Raw genomic sequence first — 20,063 nt, 5'->3', positions numbered from 1 at the left:
CCAATCTCCATACGCCCGTCGGTTCACGCCTACGGTGCGGGGAGCTGCTGTCCGGTTGGGTCTTTGCTGCGGGTTTCCTAAGCTTTCGGGATGATGGAGAAACCCGATTCGCATGTTCAGGCCCCGCCAGCCTTCGCGCATTTTTCCCTTCAGAAGATTTTCAGGCATCTTTACCGGCCCCTGTGGCAAGCCATCGACCACTGGATTGATGCAGGCGGCATGCGCATGAGCGCGGCCATGTCGTTCTACGGCATCCTCAGCCTGGCGCCGTTGCTGGTGCTGATGGTCGCAGTGCTCGGCTGGTGGCTGGACCGCCGGTATATCGAAACCAGCCTGGTGGATCAGATCCGTAGCGTCATCGGCGCGCAGGGCGCGCAGGTGGTGCAACAGGCACTTTCAAGTGCCCAGGCGCCTTCAGAGGGCATCACGGCTTCGCTGTTTGCTTTTGCGCTGCTGTTGTCGGGTGCGACCGGCGTCTTTGCCGAACTGCAGGATGCATTTGAGCGCCTGTGGCGGCAAGGCAGTGGTGAGCTGCCGCAGCAGAAATGGTGGCACAGCGCTTCTTTGCGGCTGCGAGGTGTGGCCTACATCCTGGCCTTCGGTTTTCTCTTGCTGGTTTCGCTGGCGATCTCGACTTTTCTGAGTCTTCTCTCAGGCTGGGCAGGCGGCTATTTGCCGATTGAGAAAATCGCCTGGGTCCTCAATGAGGTCGTGTCTTTCTGCTTTTGCGTGGTGCTCTTTGTGGCACTCATGAAAATGAGCGTGGGCCCCAAGCCCGCTTTACGCTATCTGGTGATGGGTTCCGCCGCGGGGGCCATCCTGTTTGCGGTCGGCAAGCACCTGATGGCTTTTTATCTTTCGACCGCTGCGATTGTGTCGGCCTATGGCGCGGCGGGCTCACTGGTGGTGATCCTGATGTGGATCTATTTTTCGTCGGCTGTGCTGTTGCTGTCAGCCAGCGTGGCCCGGGCCTGGGCGGACGAGGCAAGTGCCGCGCGGCAACCGGTTTAAGCCGACTTGCCGGCCTTGCCGGGTTTTTGCGCTTCTTCGCATTGCACACTGACCAGTTCAAACTCGCCGGGCGCCGCTCCTAATCTGGCTGCCGTGAGGCAGCCGCCCCACACGCAGCCGGTGTCGAGTGGCAAGGTGTTGTTGCGCAGGGCGGGTGTGCTGTTCTTGCCGCTGGCCAGTGTGGACCAATGGCCAAACGCCACCGGTGTGCCGAGTGTCGCGCGGCCCGGGACATCAAACCAGGGCAGGTGGCCCGCGGGCGCGCTGCCGGGGCCGTCGGTACTGCTGAAGTCCATCACGCCTTCGGGTGTGCAAAAACGCAGGCGCGTGAGCGCGTTCACGATGACCCGCAGCCTGTCGGCGCCCTGCAGGCTGTCGCTCCAGTGATCAGGCGTGTTGCCGTACATGGCCTGCAGAAAGTCCTTGAGATGGCCGCCGCGCAGCACCTGCTCCACCTCTGAGCCCAGCGCCACGGTTTGCGCCGCATTCCATTGCGGCAGCACGCCCGCATGCACCATCAGCCAGCCGTGGCGATGGATGGCCATGGCGCGGTGGCGCAGCCAGTCGAGCAGCGTCTGGCTGTCCTTGGCCTCGAGGATGTCCTGTACGGTGTCGCTGCGGCCCGGCTTGCGCACGCCTTGCCACACAGCCAGCAGGTGCAGGTCGTGGTTACCGAGCAGGCATTGCGCAGCGTCGCCCAATGCCGAGAGGCTGCGCAGCACCTGAAGGGAGCCGGGGCCGCGGTTGACCAGGTCGCCAAGGATGTTGAGGGTGTCGCGGCTCGGGGAGAAGTCGACCTTGTCCAGCAATCGCTGAAAAGGTGCGTGGCAACCCTGCAGGTCGCCGATACAGTAAAGTGACATGTGTTTATTTTGCGCCAGGCCCCATGGACTTTTTCCTGATTGCTTTTCTGACCTTGCTCAACGGTGTGTTTGCCATGTCGGAGATGGCGCTGGCTTCGAGCCGCAAAGCCCGGCTCTCGGCCATGGGCGAATCCGGCGACAAGGGGGCGCAGGCGGCGCTGGGATTGCTGGACAACCCTACGCAGTTTCTTTCGTCGGTGCAGGTCGGCATCACCTCCATCGGCATGCTCAACGGCATTATTGGCGAGGCGGCCTTCAGCAGCGGCCTGGCGGCGTGGATTCAGACCTTCGGCGTGCGGCCGCGCGTCTCCGAGATCACCGCTACCGCGCTGGTAGTGACCGTCATCACCTTCATCACCATCGTCTTTGGCGAGCTGGTGCCCAAACGCATCGGGCAGCTCTACCCGGAAACCGTTGCACGTCTGGTTTCAAGGCCCATGATGTGGGTGGCGACGGGCTTCAAACCCTTCGTCAGGCTGTTGTCCATCAGCACGCAGGCGGTACTCAAGCTGCTGCGGATCGACAACAGCGCCGGCCGGGCCGTCACCGAAGAAGAAATCGCGGCCAGCCTGGAGGAGGGCGTGGACGCCGGCCTGATTGAGGAGCATGAACACCAGATGGTGCAGAACGTGTTTCTGCTGGATGACCGCCTGCTCACTTCACTGATGCTGCCGCGTTCCGACATCGAGTGGCTCGATGCTTCCGACACCATTGCCCAGGCCATCGACAAGGCGGGCGCCACTGGCCACTCGTGGTATCCCGTGTGCCGCGGCAGTCTTGATGACGTGGTGGGCGTGGTCAATGTGGCCAAGCTGCTCGCGCTGCGCGGCCAGATCCAGCCCGCCGCTTCCGGCCAGAGCTCGGGCGCGGTACCCTCGGTGACCGACCGCATAGGCGCTTATGCAGTGCCGGCGGTCTTCGTGCCGGAAACGCTCACGGGCATGGAGTTGCTGGAGCAGTTCCGGGCCCGTTCCACCCGCATTGTGTTTGTAGTCGATGAATACGGGGTTGTGCAGGGCCTCATGACCCCCATGGACATGCTGGAAGCCATTACCGGTGAGTTGCAGCCCGGCGCGCAGATGGACGCATGGGCCACCGAAAGGGAGGACGGCAGCTGGCTCATTGACGGTGTCATGCCTGTCTCTGAACTCAAAGCCCGTCTGGATATCAGGGAGCTGCCCGAGGAAGGCCGGGGCCGCTATAACACGGTGGCCGGCCTGCTTCAAAGCGTTTCGGGGCGGTTGCTGAAAACGGCCGAGCGGGTGGAATGCGCGGGCTGGCGCTTCGAAGTCCTTGACCTTGATGGCAAGCGGATCGACAAGATCCTGGCCAGCCCTATCCCGGTGGAATCCGATATGTAAGTATTTGTGTCTCCTGGTGGGGTGCCCGGGTTGTATCGGTGGAACATATATGTGAAAAAAGGCCGCTTTTAGGTAGATTGGATTCAACATGAGTCGCCTTCACAACACCTTCATACGTAAATAGTTGTAACTTGGCGGTGCTGTGTTTAAACTGAAAAAAAGTTAAGGCACTCATGTTTGATGTTTTTGTGTTGGCGCTCACTGCGACAGCGGTGTCTGCAATGGCGACGGGAGCAGCCTGCCACCATGGTTGGCTGGCGCGTTCCGCGCGCAAAAAAAGGCGCCTTCCCTCGCAATGGCACTTGCAGCCCAGGCCTTTGTTGCTGGAGTCCGAACAGGACGTATGGCATTGGCTTCAGCGGGCCTTTTTTGACCACCATGTCCTGATCAAAGTCCCTGTCATCCGCTTCGTCTCCCCACGGACCGAAGCCGAGGGGCAGCGTTCCTTTGAATTGCTCAAAACCGTTTACTGCACTTTCACTGTATGCGCCGCGGATGGCACCGTCATTGGTTGCCTGGATGTTCCCGGGCCCCGTGGGCTCAAGGCCAGCAACCGTGACCTCAAGCGCAAGCTGTTCGAGGAATGCGGGATTGCCTACGCCGTCGTGCGTGCGAGCAACCTTCCCACCCTGGAAGATGTTCGCGCGGCGTTCCTCGGGGAAATCGACCTGACCGACGACGAACCCGCCGTGCTCGGCGAGCCTCCCCTGGCCTTATCTGTCGAGGTGGATGCGGACGCCGATGCCATGGCCACCGTGCCCGATACCATGCGTGCAGCCAACGGAACACTCCTGGAGGACGCGCCAAAAGTCGCCAGCATGGACATCGCGGCGGCCCGAAGCAGCCTGCAAGCCAAGCTGGAACGCAACCGCAGGATACGGTTCACAAATTTCGACCCGCTCAGCACCGGTTCCGGCATTGTTCATGACAACGCCGACCACAATTTTGCTGTGCAGTGGGAAGACTCTTTCATCACACCGGAAGAGCCGGATACGCCGAACGGCACCAACGCCTGAGCGTTTAAAGCCGCAGCGCTGTTGCGGTCTTCAGGCTTTACTCAATTTGCTTTCGCGGTGTCAAACAATGCCTTCGTTTCCGCCGGCATCACGGTTGTCAGCGGTTTGCCGCCCGGTTTCAGGGGCTTTAAAAACCATTGTTCATACCAGCCTTGCGCTGCACCGCTGCGCATGGATTCCTTGATAGAGGCGTTCACCAGGTCACCCATGACTGCATCCCCCTTGCGGTAGGCAATGGCAATAGGCTCTACCGACAGGCGTTCGGGCAGGATCAGGTAGTCGCCTGCATTGGGCAGGCTCGCCAATTGCGCGGCGAGCGCTACACCGTCGCGGGCGTACCCTGCCACCCAGCCCAGTTGCAACTGTCCGAGGGCGGCATCCGCGTTGACTGCTTTGGCGTGCTGCCACTTCAATGAATGCTGCTGCGCGTAGAGATCCAGTGCGGGAACCACGGTGGTTCCGGCAATGCCCACAATGCTTTTGCCTTGCAGTTGGTCGAGCGCACTGAGTTTGTCCTTGGTGCGCACCGCCACCTGGATGGCTTCGATAAAAATCGGTGTCGAGAAATCCATCCGCGCCCGGCGCTCCGGTGTGTCGGTCACGTTCTCGCACAGCAAATCCACACTGCCTTCAGACAGCAAGCGTGTACGGGCGTCCACATACGTTTCGATATACCGTACCGGCAGGTTCGGCTTGCCGGCAGCCTGGCGGAGCCGTTCGATGATGGGTTTGCAGAATTCGATGCTATAGCCCAGAGGCTTTTCCGCCGTCTGGTGAAACGAGAAGGGCGCGGAGTTTGCGCGGTAGCCCACATTGATCTGCCCGCGGCTCTTGATTTTCTCCAGTGTGGCCTGCGCTTGGGCCCACTGCGGTACGGCAATCGCCGCTATGGCCAGGACGGCCGGAAACAGCCGTTGTCGAAAAGGACGAAGCGGAATTATCCCCATACGAATCCCCCTGTTGCTGGGTTTGATTCTTATGGAAAAGGGCCAGGTTCGCAAACAATGCGGGGGGATGACTTTCCCGGTACGACCAAGGTACTCATTGTGTTGCAATCATCGGCGGCTATGAATAAAAAAAGCCCAGGATCGCACCCACTGTTGATTTCCAGGGTGCCTTCAGTCCGGCAATGACCGCTGCAGAACTATTGCTGAACGTAAATGCATGCAGGCGGCAGGTCGCTCTGATAGCGCTCATACATTGCCGTGTAAGCAGCCTCGATGTGACTGACGAACAAAGGCGTGTCAAACAGCGGTGTTGTCAGCCTGTTTCGAGCCAGTTTTTCCTTGATCTGTGCCAGGCGCCGGGGGACGGTCGCCAGCTCAATCGCTGAGGTCTCATAGTCCGTCATGTTCGAGGTAATCAGCTCGGTCAAGCCAACCGTATGCAGCAGGCTTGCGGCCACCCGGCTGGCGAAAGATTCGCCCATGCACGTCAATACGGGCAGTCCCGTCAACAGGGCATCATTGGCTGTTGTGTGCGCGTTGTAAGGCAGCGTATCCAAAAACAGGTCGGCCAGGCGATGCCTTGCAAGGTGGTCGGCGGAGGATACTCGCTTTGCAAAAATCAGCCGTTCCGAGGCAATGCCTCTTTGCAGCGCTTCTTCAGTCAAATTGGCGGTGGCTTTTGGGTTGTCCTCAAGAAGCCAGAGGACGCTTCCTTCCACGGCCTTCAATATTCGCATCCAGCAATCGAAAACTTCAGGCGTAATCTTGAAATTGTTGTTGAAGCAGCAGAAGACGAAACCGTTTGAGGGCAGGCCAGCTTCCCCGCGGCTCAGTGCCTTGTCTGTAATAAAACGCTTGCTGTCGTTTGGCTGATAGCTATTGGGAAGGTAGACGATCTTTTCGCTGTAATGCTGTTGGCTGGACTCGGGGATGACTGTTTTATCTGCAATCAGATAGTCCATGAAATCGGCGCCCATCGTACCCGGATAGGCGAGATAGTTCACCTGAACAGGCGCAGCTCTCAGGCTAAAGATATCCGGCCGGCTTCCCAGTGTGAAACCACTCAGGTCGATGGCAATATCTATTTCCAGGTCCATTGAAAGTTGTACGACGGCTTTATCGGATTGGAGCCGTACATCAAAAAACTTGTCGAAAACTGCCGAAACCCTGTTCCTCATTGCGTCCTTCTTGTCGGGACCAAATGAGAAGGCGTACAGCTCAAACCTGGATCGATTGTGTCTCTCAAACAACTCAGCCATTAAATGCATGGTTGCATGGTCGTGAAAGTCAGCGGAAAAGTATCCAACCCGGATTTTTTCGTGCCGCTGGCGTTTGGGGATGGAGCTGACGGTGGCTGAGTTTGGGCATCTATCTTTGACCCATATTGCGGCCGCTTGCACCTGCAACGCCAAGTCCGTTGTGAGCCCCAGGATTTCGAACGGCATTGCCACCTTCTTCCCATGCTCGATTTCCTGGAAAATTTTTGGCAGATCGGAGGCAAGTGAATGCCAGTCGCAAACTTTCATTTTTGCGTGCAATAGCGAGCCAAACACGAATTCGACATTCGCATCCAGCTCCATGCTCCGCTTGTAACAGTCGGCGGCTGCATCATGCCGCTTCATCTCATTGAGGGTGATTCCCAAATTGATCCACACGTCGGGCAGATTTGGCGCAAGCGCAATCGCTTTGGCATATGAGGATTCGGCTGCCTCATGCTGCTTCAGTCCGTTCAACGCGACGCCCAGGTTGAGCCAGGCCTCGGCTGAATCTGGCGCCAGTTCGGTCGCCTTGCGGCAGGCCGCTTCGGCGGCTTCGTAATTCTTCTGGTCGCTCAATAAACCACCAAGATTGACATAGGCTGGTACCAGATCCGGATTCAATGCAATTGCGGTCCTGACGGACGCTTCGGCATCTTCCAGGCGTCTTTGTTTGCTCCGAAGTTTGCCCATGTTGGAGTGAGCAAACGCATAGTCAGGAGCCACTGCCAGTGCTTGATTCAGACATTGTTCCGCTTCTGCGTATGCGCCCAACTCTGTTAGCCGCAGGCCGATGCTGTTTTGCGCGTCCGCCGAATTGAGTGTCCGAATCCGGGCCTTTTCAAAGGCGGCTACCGCCTCAGATCTCTTGCCCATCCCTCCGAATGCGGTTCCCAGGTGATACCAGGCCTCTGGCAGGTCAGGGGCCAGTTGAAGACTGCGTTGGCACCACTCAGCAGCGACGGTGTATTCACCGCGGGCGTTGGCCGTGCCGGCATTGCTGATGTAGTGGGAAAGAAGCTGTTCCAGCATTTTGATTTTTTGGTTTCCGGGAGGCTATATCTTCGCATGCCCTTCACGCGCAAACAGGCGCGACTGAGGCCAAGGCTGGGGCTAATCCCCTTTTTTCGACGTTCACGCAATTGCCAGACGAGGGCGTCCTTACCTCACTATTGAACAAGACGGGTGTGCAACTTAGGGGCGCTGTAGTCGAGTCGGACTTTCAATTGGTTCCGAAGAGATGCTTTCATATATCTAACAGGAGCCTTTAAGCTGTCAATTTTTAAGGGCAGCTTGTTGAATTCCACTGAAGTCTGACCCGAGTTTTCCATCGAATATTGACCCACACTCTTTGTGAGCAGAAGGTGCTCACGATGTGGATAAGTTCTTGGTTTTCTCCTTTTTAGGCTGAGTCTGTGTGGATCTGCCTCAAAGTGCGCCGCTGTTTCCGCGATTTTGTTGCCTCGATATCCAGCCAGGTGGCCAGCTTCTCGGCGTAGGGATCGAGCTTGCTTGAGCTGACCCGCCTTGGGTACTTGGGCTCGCTCTCTTCCGATCGCAGGTGCTTCTTTATTGTGTTGCGAGCCAGGCCTGTACGCCTTGAGATCTCGCGGATGGACATCTGATCCCTCAATGCCCAACGTCTGATGACATTCAATGTCGCCACGTCTATCACTCCTAATTTCCCTCTGCTTTTAAAACAAGCAGGGTAGTGCCTACGTGGGTCAGTTTTGGATGGAAATTACTGCGTTAAGTGGATCAGATTTCGACGGAATTCAACATGCCTATGTGGTGCTTGACAAGTTCACTTACCCTTCTGGTTTGGTAAACGAATATAGAGCAACCTTCTTTGTTCCCATAGGCGTTCCTGAGCCCAGCGGTGACATCGGTCATTCAGCGTTTTACGATTTTGGAACCCTCACTGTAGTGTGTACCGCTGCGAGAGCTGCTGCGAGAACAGGTTTTGTGTCTTGCTGATGAGAGGGCAGCAGAAATCAACAAGGTTTGGGTTGAGTCGGCGGTAAATGCTTGCCTACCGAAAAGAAAAAGCCTCCACAAAGGAGGCATTTTTAATGCGGAAAATCGACTGTCACCAGAAGTGACCTCAGCGATCACCGGTAAGTGACCACTATCGCTATTTCCGCCTGAATTGGTGCCGGAGAGATGAATCGAACACCCGACCTTCTCATTACGAATGAGCTGCTCTACCGACTGAGCTACACCGGCTTTTTATGAAATACAGCCTTCAATTATAGCCCGGAGTGGTAGGAGGTCACCCGTTCGACCTCATTTTTGGAGCCGAGGATCACGCTGACCCGTTCGTGCAGCTTGGTGGGCTGCAGGTCCAGGATGCGCTGTTTGCCGTTGGTGGCGGCGCCGCCGGCCTGCTCGATGAGCCAGCTCATGGGGTTGGCTTCGTACATCAGGCGCAGTTTTCCGGCCTTTTCGGGCTCGCGTTTGTCCCAGGGGTAGAGGAAGATGCCGCCGCGGCACAGGATGCGGTGCACGTCGGCCACCATGGCGGCGATCCAGCGCATGTTGAAGTCCTTGCCGCGCGGACCGTCTTTGCCGGCCAGCAGCTCGTCCACGTAGCGCTTGACCGGCTCGTCCCAATGCCGCATGTTGCTCATGTTGATGGCGAACTCTTTGGTGTCGGCCGGGATCTGCACGTTTTCCTCGATCAGCACAAAGGAGCCCTGCTCACGGTCCAGCGTGAACATGGCGACGCCGTCACCGACGGTCAGCACCAGGGTGGTCTGCGGGCCGTAGATGCAGTAACCCGCCGCTACCTGCTTGTGGCCGGCCTGCAGGAAGTCGCCTTCATCCACACCGCGATCGCCCTCGGGCATTTTCAGCACGCTGAAAATGGTGCCAATGCTGACGTTGATGTCGATGTTGCTGGAGCCGTCGAGCGGGTCGAACAGCAGCAGGTATTCACCTTGGGGGTAGCGATTCGGCACCACGTAAATGCCCTCCATTTCCTCGCTGGCCATGCCGGCCAGGTGGCCGCCCCATTCATTGGCCTCAATCAGCACTTCGTTGGCAATGATGTCCAGCTTCTTCTGGATCTCTCCCTGCACGTTCTCGCTTTCGGCGCTGCCCATGCCGCTGCCGAGCGCACCCTTGTTGACGGCCTGGCTGATGCTCTTGCAGGCGCGGGCGACCACTTCGAGCAGCAGGCGAAGCTGCGAGGGAATGTGACCGTCGATGCGCTGCTGCTCGATCAGGTAGCGGGTCAGGGAGATTTTTTGGGACATAGGGGGCTCCGTTCGATTGAGGGATAGTTCGTTTGGGCGGCGTATGGCTGGGCGGGGCGCTTAGCCAGGCTCGCCTTGCTGTTCGCGTTCTTCAAATTCGGCAAGCGTGGTCAGGGCGTCGTCCAGCAGGTCCTCGTCGTCCTTCGCACGGGCAATGTCCACGCGTTGCTGGAAGAGGGCGCGCGCTTCGGCGGGCTGGTCCGTTTCGTGCGCGAGCACGCCGAGCTGGAACAAGGTGTCCAGCACGATGTCGGTGTCCTGCAAGGCCTGGCCCAGCGCCAGGCGCTGTTGCAGCCAGGCCTGCGCCTGCGCATGCTCGCCGAGCTCGTAGGTATTTTGCGCCAGGTTGTTGATGAGGCCGGAGAGGCGCTTGTCCGTGCTGGAGCCGAAGGCGCTTTGTGCATCTGCCAGCAGTTGCCGGTTGTGTGCCAGCGCCTCGGCGAAGCGGCCGGCCTCGTGCAGGGCATAGCCGATCTCTTCGCGGATGCCCAGCTTCTGGTCGGCGCCCAGCGTGGCGCCTTCGTGCGCGGCCCAGTGAGCCGACTGCTGAAGGTGTTCGACGGCGGTGTCATATTCCTCGACTTCCAGGGCCGACTCGCCGATGGCGTAATGCTGTTCGTAGCGCTCGGTGGGCGTGAGGCTGCCCTTGGCAGCGCGGATGGCCAGGGCGCGCAGGCCCAGGGGCAGGCCCTCGGCATCCAGCTGGCGTTTGCGGAACACCACGAACTGCAACCACAGCAAGTCAGTCAGCTCGACGGAGTCGGCGCCCAGGGCCTCGGCCAGAGGCTCAAGCGCGGCCAGGTCGGCTGACATGCGCGAACCGCTGAACATGCCGCTGGCGTCGTACACGGTGTCGCGCAGCGGGTTGAACTTCTTCGCAAACCGCTGTGCGGGGGTATTGAATGTGAAGAATGCCATGGCGGGTGCCGTACGCGTTCAGTCGGCCAGTGCGCGAGAGACGACTTCGTGTGTGTCTTTGCTCAAATCAGTCTTGGCCGCGACGCGCGCAATCGCCTCGCGCGCCGCGCTGCGGTAGGGCTCGGCCAGCTTGCTCCAGCGGTCCAGCGCGCGCGCCAGGCGGGCGGCCACTTGCGGATTGATGGTGTCGAGCTCCATCACGCGGTCGCTCCAGAACACATAACCCGCGGCGTCCGCGCGGTGGAAGGCGGCCGGGTTACCCTGGCAGTAGGTGCTGACCACGCTGCGCGCGCGGTTGGGGTTGCGCAGGCTGAAGTCGGCATGCTTCATGAGTTGCTTCACGGCTGGCAGGATGTTGCCGTTCCGATCCGGCGCGCCGGCCTGCAGACCAAACCATTTGTCGATGACCAGGGCTTCGTCCTTGAACATGGCGTGGAACAGCGGCAACGCCTCGGCGGCCAGGGCATGGCCGCTGGAGACCAGCGCGGCCAGCGCGTTGAAGCGGTCGGTCATGTTGCCGGCGTCCTTGAAGCGCTGCAGGGTCTTGCCCGGCCAGACGGTATCGCCAGAGGCCTGGGCCGCCAGGCACAGGTGCGTGAGTGCCATGCCCGCGAGCGCGCGGCGGCCCGAGGAGGCCGGGTCAGGCGTGTAAGCGCCGGTATCGTGGTTGGCCTCGTACACGGCTTGCCAGTCGGCTGCCAGGGCTGTGGCCAGCTGCAGGCGCATGGCTTCGCGCACTGCATGAATGCGCTGCGGGTCCACCACATCCAGCTGCTCGGCCAGGTAGGTTTCAGACGGCAGGGTCAGCACCAGTTCTTTAAATGCAGAGTCCAGCGCGGGGTGGCGCAGCACCTGGCGCATCGCATCAAGATAAGCATCGTCGAGCACCGCAGCCATTACGGGGCCTGCGCCACCAGCTATTGATTTGATAGCGCGGTTGACCGCCAGGCGTTGTCCGGCTTCCCAGCGGTTGAAGGGGTCGCTGTCATGCGCCAGCAGGTGCAGCAGCTGGGCATCGGTGTAGTCAAACTCCAGCACCACCGGGGCGGTGAAGCCGCGCAGGATGGAGGGAACCGGCTCGGCATCGATGTTGACGAAGGTCAGCGTTTCGCTGGCCTGCGTCAGCACCACGGTGCGGGTGCGGGCAGGTGCCTGGCTCTCACCGGCCAGCTGCAGCGGCAAGTCCTGGCCGTCTGCGCCCAGCAGGCCCAGGCCGACCGGTATGACAAACGGCTCCTTCACGGCTTGCCCTGCCGTGGGCATGCAGCTTTGCGACAAGGTCAGGGTGTAGGTGCGCGCCGCCGCGTCATAAGCACCCTGCGCGTGCACACGCGGCGTGCCGGCCTGGCTGTACCAGCGCTTGAACTGCGGCAAGAGGCGCGCCAGGTCCGACATCGGGTTGGCGTCGGCAATCGCCTGCGCGAAGTCGTCGCAGGTCACGGCGTGGCCGTCGTGGCGTTCAAAGTAGAGCGTCATGCCGCGGGCAAAGCCCTCACGGCCCACCAGTGTCTGCATCATGCGGACGACTTCGGCGCCCTTTTCATAAATGGTGACGGTGTAGAAGTTGCTGATCTCGACATAGCTGTCGGGTCGCACCGGGTGGGCCATGGGGCCGGCATCTTCGGGGAACTGCGCGGTGCGCAGCACGCGCACGTCTTCGATGCGTTTGACGGCGCGGGCTGAGGCCTCGCCGCACAGGTCTTGTGAAAACTCCTGGTCGCGGAACACCGTGAGGCCTTCCTTCAGGCTGAGCTGGAACCAGTCGCGGCAGGTCACGCGGTTGCCCGTCCAGTTGTGGAAGTACTCGTGGCCGACCACGCTTTCAATGTTGGAGAAATCAACGTCGGTGGCGGTGGCCTGGTTGGCCAGCACGTACTTGGTGTTGAAGATGTTCAGGCCCTTGTTTTCCATTGCGCCCATGTTGAAGTCGCTGGTGGCGACGATCATGAAGCGCTCCAGGTCCAGCGGCAGGCCGAAGCGAGCCTCGTCCCAGGCGACCGAATGCATCAGCGAAGTCATGGCGTGCTCGGTTTTGTCGAGGTCGCCGGGGCGCACATAAACCTGCAGCACGTGCTCCTTGCCTGCGCGGGAGGTGATGCGCTGCTCGCGGGCCACCAGCTGGCCGGCCACCAGGGCAAAGAGGTAGCTCGGTTTCTTGTGCGGGTCTACCCACTTGGCAAAATGCCGCGCGCCGTTGGGGCCGGGCTCCAGCGGGCCCTGGCTGACCAGGTTGCCGTTGGACAGCAGCACCGGGTACTGCACCTTGTCGGCGCGCAGGGTCACGGTGTAGCTGGCCATCACATCCGGGCGATCCAGGAAATAGGTGATACGCCTGAAACCCTCGGCCTCGCACTGCGTGAAGAAGGAGTTGTTGCTGACGTACAGGCCCATCAGCTTGGTGTTTTTGGCGGGGCAGGTGGTGGTGAAAATTTCCAGCTCGAAGGGCTCGGTGCCTTCTGGCAGGTTTTCCAGCACCAGCTGGTTGCCTTCCATCTTGAATGAGGTGCCCTGGCCGTTCACCAGAACGCGGGAGAGATTGAGCTCTTCGCCGTCCAGCTTCAGGGCTTGTGCCGGCACGTCCGGGTTGCGGCGCAGGCTCATCTTGTTGAGCACGCGCGTTTTCTGCGGGTCCAGGTCAAAGCACAGATCGACCGTGTCTATCCAGTAGGCGGGCGCGACGTAGTCGGCGCGGTTGATGACCACCGCGGCGCCGGGGCTCGCTCCGTCAAGCATATGCAGCATGGTTAATTCCTGAAAATCAAAATTTCACAACTTCCGGAGCGCGTCGAAAGGCACACGCTCACACGCCCTCACACACCTTGTTTGAGTGAGGCTTCAATAAACACGTCCAGGTCGCCGTCCAGCACTTTCTGCGTGGCCGAGACTTCCACGTTGGTGCGCAGGTCCTTGATGCGGCTGTTGTCCAGCACATAGCTGCGGATCTGGTGGCCCCAACCCACGTCGGTTTTGGTGTCTTCGAGTTTTTGCTGCGCTTCCTGCTGCTTGCGCAGCTCGAAGTCATACAGCCGTGAACGCAGGCGCTTCCAGGCCACGTCGCGATTGCTGTGCTGGCTGCGGCCGTCCTGGCACTGCACCACAATGCCGGTCGGAATGTGCGTCAGGCGCACGGCCGAGTCGGTCTTGTTGATGTGCTGTCCGCCGGCGCCGCTGGCGCGGAAGGTGTCGGTGCGTACGTCTGAAGGGTTGATCTCGATCTCGATGGAGTCATCGATCTCGGGGTAGACGAACACCGAAGCGAACGAGGTGTGGCGCCCGCCGGAAGAGTCAAACGGCGACTTGCGCACCAGGCGGTGTACGCCGGTTTCCGTGCGTAGCAGGCCAAAAGCGTATTCGCCCTCGATTTTGATGGTCGCGCCCTTGATGCCGGCGGTGTCGCCGGGCGATTCGTCTTCGACCGTAGTCTTGAAACCCTTGCGCTCGGCGTACTTGAGGTACTGGCGCAGCAGCATGCTGGCCCAGTCGCAGGCTTCGGTGCCGCCCGCGCCGGCCTGGATGTCCAGGAAGCAGGGCAGGGGGTCGGCCGGGTTGTTGAACATCCGGCGGAATTCCATCTTTTCGACTTCAGCGGCCACCTTGGCGGCTTCGCCTTCAATCGTCTGCATGCCGGCGGCGTCGCCTTCGGCTTTCGACATCTCGAAGAGCTCGGTGTTGTCCGCCAGCTCGGCGCTCAGGCGGTCGATCACATGGACCACGTCTTCCAGCGATTTCTTTTCCTTGCCGAGTTCCTGCGCGCGTTTGGGGTTATCCCAGACCTTCGGGTCTTCCAGTGCGGCGTTGACTTCGTTCAGCTTTCGTTCTTTGGCAGGGTAGTCAAAGATACCCCCGAAGTTCATTGACCCGGTTGCTGAGGTCCACGAGCTGGTTGCTGATGAGGTTGATGCGTTCTGCGTCCATGATTTTTTTGTCCTGAAATGGGTGATCGCCGCATTGGCGGCTGAACCCGCTATTTTCTCATGATGCGGTGCCTTTCAGTCCAGAAAGCCCTCAATCAGTGTTGCCAGCTGTTCCGGCTGGTCGTGGTGCAGCATGTGGCCGGCATCCTGGATCACGGCGACACGGGCTTCGCGCACCTGTTTGAGCCGTTTGTGGTACTCGGCCAGGGAGTATTTGCCCTGCCACCAGGTGGCCAGCGAATCGTCGGACGCCTCGACGGCCAGCACCGGCGCGCTGATGCAGCGGTAGACCTCGAGGGCTTCATCGACGCGGTAGAGCTGCGCGCTGGTGATCTTGTGGGCAGCTTCCCCCAGAATCTCCCATTTCCCTTCGGCATTTTTCCGGGACCAATGGCTGGCCAGCCAGCCGGCCTTGTCGGCGGACAGGCGCGGGTTGGTCCTCATCAGGCGGCGTGCCACGCCTGTCACGTCGGCATAGGCTTTGAGTTCCAGTTCACCCCGATGCAGGCTTTTGAGTTCATTCATCCATTGGGCATAGCGCCCGGGAGCCTGCCCAGCCTGACTGGACGGCAGGCCAAAGCCTTCCAGATTGACCAGCCTGCGGATGCGCGCCGGCCGCACGCCCGCGTACAGCATGGCGACATTGCCGCCCATGCTGTGGCCTACCAGGTCAACGGGTTTGTCGCCTGCGTAATGGTCAAGCAGAAAGTCCAGGTCGGCCAGGTAATCGGGAAACCAATAATTGTCAGCAGGGTTGCCTGCGGGGCCGGAGCCGGTCAACCCGAAACCGCGCCAGTCGGGCGCGATGATGGTCCGGCCTTGCACGAAGACGTCCGACAGCGCGTCCACCATGAACTGGTAAGAGGCTGCCACGTCCATCCATCCATGAACCAGAACCAGCGGCGGCAATGCCGGGTTCGCGCCTGCTGCGCTTTCCCAGAGCCACACGTGGTAACTCAAGCCACGTATAGGGACAAACTCGCTGCGTGATGATCGTTTTTCTTTGTACATTGGTTCCCATGATAAAGAGACACGAATCGAAACGCAGTCAAGGCAGCGACAAGACCGGTGGCGGCAGGAATTCCTCGGAAAGTGGACCGGTTGACCTGTACGCAGCGCTGCACGCCGGCTTCCGCTGGCAGGTTGACGAGCACTTCAACATCGCCGAAGTGTGTTGCAGCCGCTGGGCCAGGGGTGAAGGTGCAACGGCGGGCGCTACTAAAAGAATAGCTGTTCGCGCTCACCAGCCGGGCGCTGCAGCCGTTTCTTATACCTATTCGGAACTGCAGAGCGCTGCCGATGCCTTGAGCCACGTGCTGGCCGGCCTGGGCGTTCAGCGCGGCGACCGCGTTGCCATCGTGATGCCGCAACGTTTTGAAACCGCTGTGGCTTATATGGCGGTGTTCCAGATGGGGGCGGTCGCCATGCCGCTGTCCATGCTGTTCGGCCCTGACGCGCTCGAATATCGTCTGCAGGACAGCGATGCGGTGCTGGCCATTTGCGATGAGAGCTCGATTGACAGCCTGAATGCCATCCGCGGCAACTGTCCGGCGTTGCGCACGGTGGTGGCTGCAGGTACGGCGCAGGGCAAAGGTGACGTGGACTACGAAACTGCGTTAGCGACACATGGGAGCGCCTTCACCGCCGTCAGGACCAAGGCCGACGAAGGCGCGATCCTGATCTACACCAGCGGCACCACCGGCCCACCCAAGGGTGCGCTGCTGCCGCATCGCGCCTTGATTGGCAACCTGCCTGGCTTTATCTGCAGCCAGAACTGGTTTGGCTTTGACGCCCGGACGAATAAAAAATCCGACGCGGTTTTCTGGTCACCGGCAGACTGGGCGTGGACGGGCGGTCTGATGGACGCCTTGCTGCCCAGCCTGTACTTCGGCCGGCCCATCGTTGCTTTCAATGGACGCTTCAGCCCCGAGCTGGCCTTCAGCCTGATGGCGGAGCAGGGCGTCACACACACCTTTCTGTTCCCGACGGCGCTTAAAGCCATGATGAAGGCCTACCCCCGGCCCAGGCAGCATTTCAAGCTGAAACTGCAGGCCATGATGAGCGCCGGCGAAGCCGTGGGCGATGCCGTGTTTGCGTACTGCAAGGAGCAGCTGGGCGTCACCGTCAATGAAATGTTCGGGCAGACCGAGATCAATTACGTCGTGGGCAACTGCAGCCGCTTCTGGCCTGCCCGGCCTGGCAGCATGGGCAAAGGCTACCCGGGCCACCGCGTGGCGGTGATTGATGACGAAGGCAAGGAATGCGCGGTGGGCGTGCCGGGCGATGTGTCGGTCAACCGCTACGACATCCACGGCGACCCCGACCCGATTTTCTTTCTCGGCTACTGGAAGAAAGACGAGTCCACCCGCGGCAAGTTCACCGGCGACTGGTGCCGCACCGGCGACCTGGCAAGGCGCGATGCCGACGGCTACCTCTGGTACGAAGGCCGCGCAGACGATGTCTTCAAGGCAGCCGGCTACCGCATCGGCCCCGGCGAGATCGAGAACTGCCTGGTCAAGCACACAGCCGTCGCCAACGCCGCCGTGGTGCCCAAGCCCGACCGCGAGCGTGGCGCAGTCGTGAAGGCCTATGTGGTTCTTGCTCCTGATTTGATAGCTGCTCGCGCCCGTCACCCGGGCGGTACAGCCCGATTTGATGATGAGTTGACGCTGCAGCTGCAAGCCCACGTCAAGACCATGCTGGCGCCGTACGAGTACCCGAAAGAGATTGAGTTCATTGATGCGCTACCGATGACGACCACTGGCAAGGTGCAAAGGCGTGTGCTGCGGTTGCAGGAAGAAGAACGTTTCAAAGCATCAAAAGCGTAGCAGCGAACCGCCATAAAAAAAGCACCCGAAGGTGCTTTTTTTGTTCCAGTGGGCGACGCGGAACTGGCTTTGCCAGGTCGCAGGCGCCGTCCCCTGCAAGGGGAGAACGCACTACACGAAGTGAGTGCGGACAGGGGTGTGTCAACGTCCAGCGACTTGCTCAGCCACGTAGATTTCAACGCGGCGGTTCTTGTCACGGCCCTGCTGTGAGTTGTTGTCGGCAACCGGCTCGCGCGAACCGCGGCCGTCCGTCACGATGCGGGTACGCGCCACACCGCGGCTGACCAGGTAATCGCGGGCCGAATCGGCACGGTCAATGGACAGCGGGTTGTTGATGGCGTCAGAGCCGGTGTTGTCAGTGTGGCCGATGATGGTCACGGTCGTCACCGGGTTCTGGTTCAGGCTGGTGGCGAACTGGTTCAGGATGGGGGCGAAGTTTGGCTTGATGGCGGAACGGCCCACGTCAAAAGAAACGTCGCTGGGGATGTCGAGCTTCAGGCGGTTGTCGGTGGTCTGGCTGACGGCCACACCGGTACCGACGGTCGCTTTTTCCATGGCGGCTTTCTGGTCCTGCATTTTCTTGGACCAGATATAACCACCGCCGGCGCCTACAGCGCCGCCCAGAACAGCACCGGTGGCGGCGCCTTTGGATCCGCCGGTTGCGGCACCCAGCACGGCCCCTGCCACAGCGCCAATACCGGCGCCCTTGGCGGTGCCCTGTTGTGTTTCGCTCATGTTGGCGCAGCCGGAGAGGGTCAACGCAGCCAGCGCCGCACAGGTAATGGATGTGATGGTCAGTTTGTTCATGAAATGCTCCTCGGAAAGTGAATGTAGTTAATCTAGGTATCGGAGTGAAGGAGAAAGGTTGTCGGTCTCACTTCAATCAGCAGCGCATTAAAGCGCGGGTGTGTGAATACTAGGCATGCAAAAAGTGAGCAGTTGTAAGACAAGGGCGCGATATAGGCGCGCCTGCACGCCGTTTACGGAGACCTTAAACTAGCCGTTTTGTCAATTCCGTGAATTCCGTCACAGCGTTTTTGCTGTCGTACGGCCTCTTCAATCTCACATGTGACTCCTCCATGAATAAAGTTCAACTCGGCTCCAGCGACCTTCACGTGACCCCCATTTGCCTGGGCACCATGACATTCGGCGAGCAGGTGGATGAGCCCACGTCCCATGCCATCCTGGACCGCTCACTGGAGCGCGGCGTCAACTTTCTCGACACCGCCGAAATGTATTCGGTGCCGGCGCGCGCCGAGACCTGCGGTTCGACCGAAACCATTATCGGCAACTGGTTTGCCAAAAATCCTTCCGCACGCAACAAGCTGGTGCTTGCTACCAAGGTAGCCGGACCTTCGCGCGGCATGCCCTGGGTGCGTGAAGGCAGCGGCATGACGGCCCAAGACATTCTGGCTTCGTGCGATGCCAGCCTGAAGCGGCTGAAGACCGATGTCATCGACCTCTACCAGATTCATTGGCCTGAACGCCACGTGCCGGCGTTTGGCGCGCTGTATTACAACCCTGCGCAAGAGCGCTCGGCCACGTCGATCCATGAGCAGCTCGAGGCACTCGGCGCTTTGGTGAAAGCCGGAAAGGTGCGTTTTATCGGGCTTTCCAACGAAACCCCGTATGGCGTGCACGAGTTTGTGCGCCTGGCCGAGCAGCATGGCCTGCCGCGTGTGGCGACGGTGCAGAACCCATACTGCCTCGTCAACCGCACGGTGGAAAATGGCCTGGACGAAACCATGCACCGCCTGGGTGTCTCGTTGCTGGCCTATTCGCCCCTGGGCTTCGGTTTGCTCACAGGCAAATACGACCAGTCCGGCACTGAAGGCCCGGCCGCGCCCAAAGATGCACGCATCGCAAAATTCGAGTCGGTGCGCAAACAACGCTGGGGTCGCCCCGAGGCACTGGCCGCCGCACGGCGCTACAACGCGCTGGCGCGTGACAACAAGCTGACCCCGACCCAGCTGGCGCTGGCGTTCTGCTACACCAAGTGGCATGTGGCCAGCACCATCATCGGCGTGACGACGGTCGCGCAACTGGACGAAGACCTGGATGCCTGGGGCACCAAGCTCACGCCGGAAGTACTTGCCGAAATTGACAAAATCCGTTGGGAAATGCGCGACCCAGCCTTGTAAGCTGCGGTCTGTTGCGCACGTCGCGTCATGGCAAAAAAAGATCACGTCAGCGAAACCCAGGCTACCGCCTTGCTTAAGGCCAGCAAGGTCGCCTTCACTGAGCACCCCTACGAATACCTTGAGCACGGCGGAGCGCAGCATAGCGCCGAGGTGCTTGGCTTCGATCCTTTCACTGTCGTCAAAACATTGGTCATGCAGGACCAGGACGCCAAACCGTTGCTGGTGCTGATGCACGGCAACCGCAAGGTCTCGACCAAAAGCCTGGCGCGGCAGATCGGCGCCAAGTCGGTCGAACCCTGCAAGCCCGAAGTCGCCAACCGCCACAGCGGCTACCTGGTCGGCGGCACATCGCCTTTCGGCACGCGCAGGGCGATGCCGGTGTATATCGAGGAAAGCATCCTGGCCTTGCCCAAAATCGCCATCAATGGCGGCCGACGCGGCTACCTGATTGGTATTGACCCGCAGGTTTGTGTCACCTTGCTGGGTGCAAAATCAGTCAACTGCGCATTGAGTATGGACAACGCAACGGGCCACGGCTGAAATGCCGGTGG

The 20,063-nt window shown here is 60.2% G+C and carries 15 protein-coding genes, 1 tRNA gene and 1 pseudogene; 6 read left to right on the top strand and 11 right to left on the bottom strand.

Annotated elements, in window-relative coordinates; translation table 11 throughout:
- Positions 1-90: 90 nt before the first annotated feature.
- Positions 91-1,011 carry a YihY/virulence factor BrkB family protein gene (locus AC1D1J_RS06960; protein ID WP_477688345.1) on the top strand — a complete coding sequence of 307 codons (921 nt, stop codon included), beginning with the start codon at positions 91-93 and terminating at the stop codon, positions 1,009-1,011.
- Here the strand turns inward: AC1D1J_RS06960 and AC1D1J_RS06955 are convergent.
- Complete coding sequence (locus AC1D1J_RS06955) at positions 1,008-1,874, bottom strand: symmetrical bis(5'-nucleosyl)-tetraphosphatase (RefSeq protein WP_477694239.1); 867 nt, start codon at positions 1,872-1,874, stop codon at positions 1,008-1,010. The genes AC1D1J_RS06960 and AC1D1J_RS06955 overlap by 4 nt on opposite strands.
- A 23-nt stretch (positions 1,875-1,897) precedes the next feature.
- Here AC1D1J_RS06955 and AC1D1J_RS06950 point away from each other — a divergent pair, with 23 nt between their 5' ends.
- Positions 1,898-3,235 (top strand): hemolysin family protein, encoded by a 1,338-nt coding sequence (locus tag AC1D1J_RS06950; protein WP_477694238.1) that lies wholly within the window; start codon positions 1,898-1,900, stop codon positions 3,233-3,235.
- A gap of 173 nt (positions 3,236-3,408) precedes the next feature.
- On the top strand, positions 3,409-4,251 hold the full coding sequence (locus tag AC1D1J_RS06945; protein WP_477694237.1) for a DUF2726 domain-containing protein: 843 nt from the start codon (positions 3,409-3,411) through the stop codon (positions 4,249-4,251).
- A 41-nt stretch (positions 4,252-4,292) separates the two neighbouring features.
- On the opposite strand, the gene AC1D1J_RS06940 is transcribed toward AC1D1J_RS06945, so the two are convergent.
- The 9 genes and pseudogenes from AC1D1J_RS06940 to AC1D1J_RS06900 form a co-directional block, all read right to left on the bottom strand.
- Complete coding sequence (locus tag AC1D1J_RS06940; RefSeq protein WP_477688341.1) at positions 4,293-5,198, bottom strand: amino acid ABC transporter substrate-binding protein; 906 nt, start codon at positions 5,196-5,198, stop codon at positions 4,293-4,295.
- A 197-nt stretch (positions 5,199-5,395) separates the two neighbouring features.
- A complete protein-coding gene (locus AC1D1J_RS06935) occupies positions 5,396-7,486 on the bottom strand; it encodes an O-linked N-acetylglucosamine transferase family protein (protein ID WP_477694236.1) in 2,091 nt (696 codons plus the stop codon).
- 379 nt (positions 7,487-7,865) lie between these two features.
- Positions 7,866-8,129 (bottom strand): annotated as a pseudogene (locus AC1D1J_RS06930) (IS21 family transposase); the annotation flags it as partial.
- A 475-nt stretch (positions 8,130-8,604) separates the two neighbouring features.
- A tRNA-Thr gene (locus tag AC1D1J_RS06925) sits at positions 8,605-8,680 on the bottom strand.
- 23 nt (positions 8,681-8,703) lie between these two features.
- Positions 8,704-9,711, bottom strand: a complete 1,008-nt coding sequence (locus AC1D1J_RS06920) for a class 1 fructose-bisphosphatase (RefSeq protein WP_477694235.1) — start codon at positions 9,709-9,711, stop codon at positions 8,704-8,706.
- 60 nt (positions 9,712-9,771) lie between these two features.
- Positions 9,772-10,629, bottom strand: a complete 858-nt coding sequence (locus tag AC1D1J_RS06915) for a tetratricopeptide repeat protein (protein ID WP_477694234.1) — start codon at positions 10,627-10,629, stop codon at positions 9,772-9,774.
- 18 nt (positions 10,630-10,647) lie between these two features.
- Positions 10,648-13,371: an aminopeptidase N gene (gene pepN / locus AC1D1J_RS06910; protein ID WP_477694233.1), complete on the bottom strand. Its 2,724-nt coding sequence runs from the start codon at positions 13,369-13,371 to the stop codon at positions 10,648-10,650.
- 68 nt (positions 13,372-13,439) lie between these two features.
- Positions 13,440-14,544 (bottom strand): peptide chain release factor 2 gene (gene prfB / locus AC1D1J_RS06905; protein ID WP_477694232.1). Its coding sequence is split into 2 segments (ribosomal slippage): positions 13,440-14,462 and positions 14,464-14,544, totalling 1,104 coding nucleotides; the frame shifts between segments, so codons are not numbered across the junction.
- Between the two features lie 74 nt (positions 14,545-14,618).
- A complete protein-coding gene (locus AC1D1J_RS06900) occupies positions 14,619-15,554 on the bottom strand; it encodes an alpha/beta fold hydrolase (RefSeq protein WP_477694231.1) in 936 nt (311 codons plus the stop codon).
- A gap of 8 nt (positions 15,555-15,562) precedes the next feature.
- On the opposite strand from AC1D1J_RS06900, the gene AC1D1J_RS06895 reads away from it, so the two are divergent.
- Entirely contained in the window at positions 15,563-17,371 is a 1,809-nt protein-coding gene (locus tag AC1D1J_RS06895) for an acetate--CoA ligase (protein WP_477694230.1), read from the top strand.
- Between the two features lie 141 nt (positions 17,372-17,512).
- On the opposite strand, the gene AC1D1J_RS06890 is transcribed toward AC1D1J_RS06895, so the two are convergent.
- Positions 17,513-18,178: a YiaD family glycine zipper/OmpA-like lipoprotein gene (locus tag AC1D1J_RS06890; protein ID WP_477688333.1), complete on the bottom strand. Its 666-nt coding sequence runs from the start codon at positions 18,176-18,178 to the stop codon at positions 17,513-17,515.
- Positions 18,179-18,450: 272 nt separating this feature from the next.
- Here AC1D1J_RS06890 and AC1D1J_RS06885 point away from each other — a divergent pair, with 272 nt between their 5' ends.
- Together AC1D1J_RS06885 and AC1D1J_RS06880 are read left to right on the top strand one after the other, a co-directional pair.
- Positions 18,451-19,512 carry an aldo/keto reductase gene (locus AC1D1J_RS06885; protein WP_477694229.1) on the top strand — a complete coding sequence of 354 codons (1,062 nt, stop codon included), beginning with the start codon at positions 18,451-18,453 and terminating at the stop codon, positions 19,510-19,512.
- Positions 19,513-19,539: 27 nt separating this feature from the next.
- A complete protein-coding gene (locus tag AC1D1J_RS06880; RefSeq protein ID WP_477694228.1) occupies positions 19,540-20,052 on the top strand; it encodes an aminoacyl-tRNA deacylase in 513 nt (170 codons plus the stop codon).
- The last annotated feature ends 11 nt before the right edge of the window (positions 20,053-20,063 follow it).

It is taken from the genome of Polaromonas sp. P1_F8, from assembly GCF_056405635.1.
Note: the sequence above shows the minus strand (reverse complement) of the source record. Positions and strands in the feature narration are given on the sequence as shown.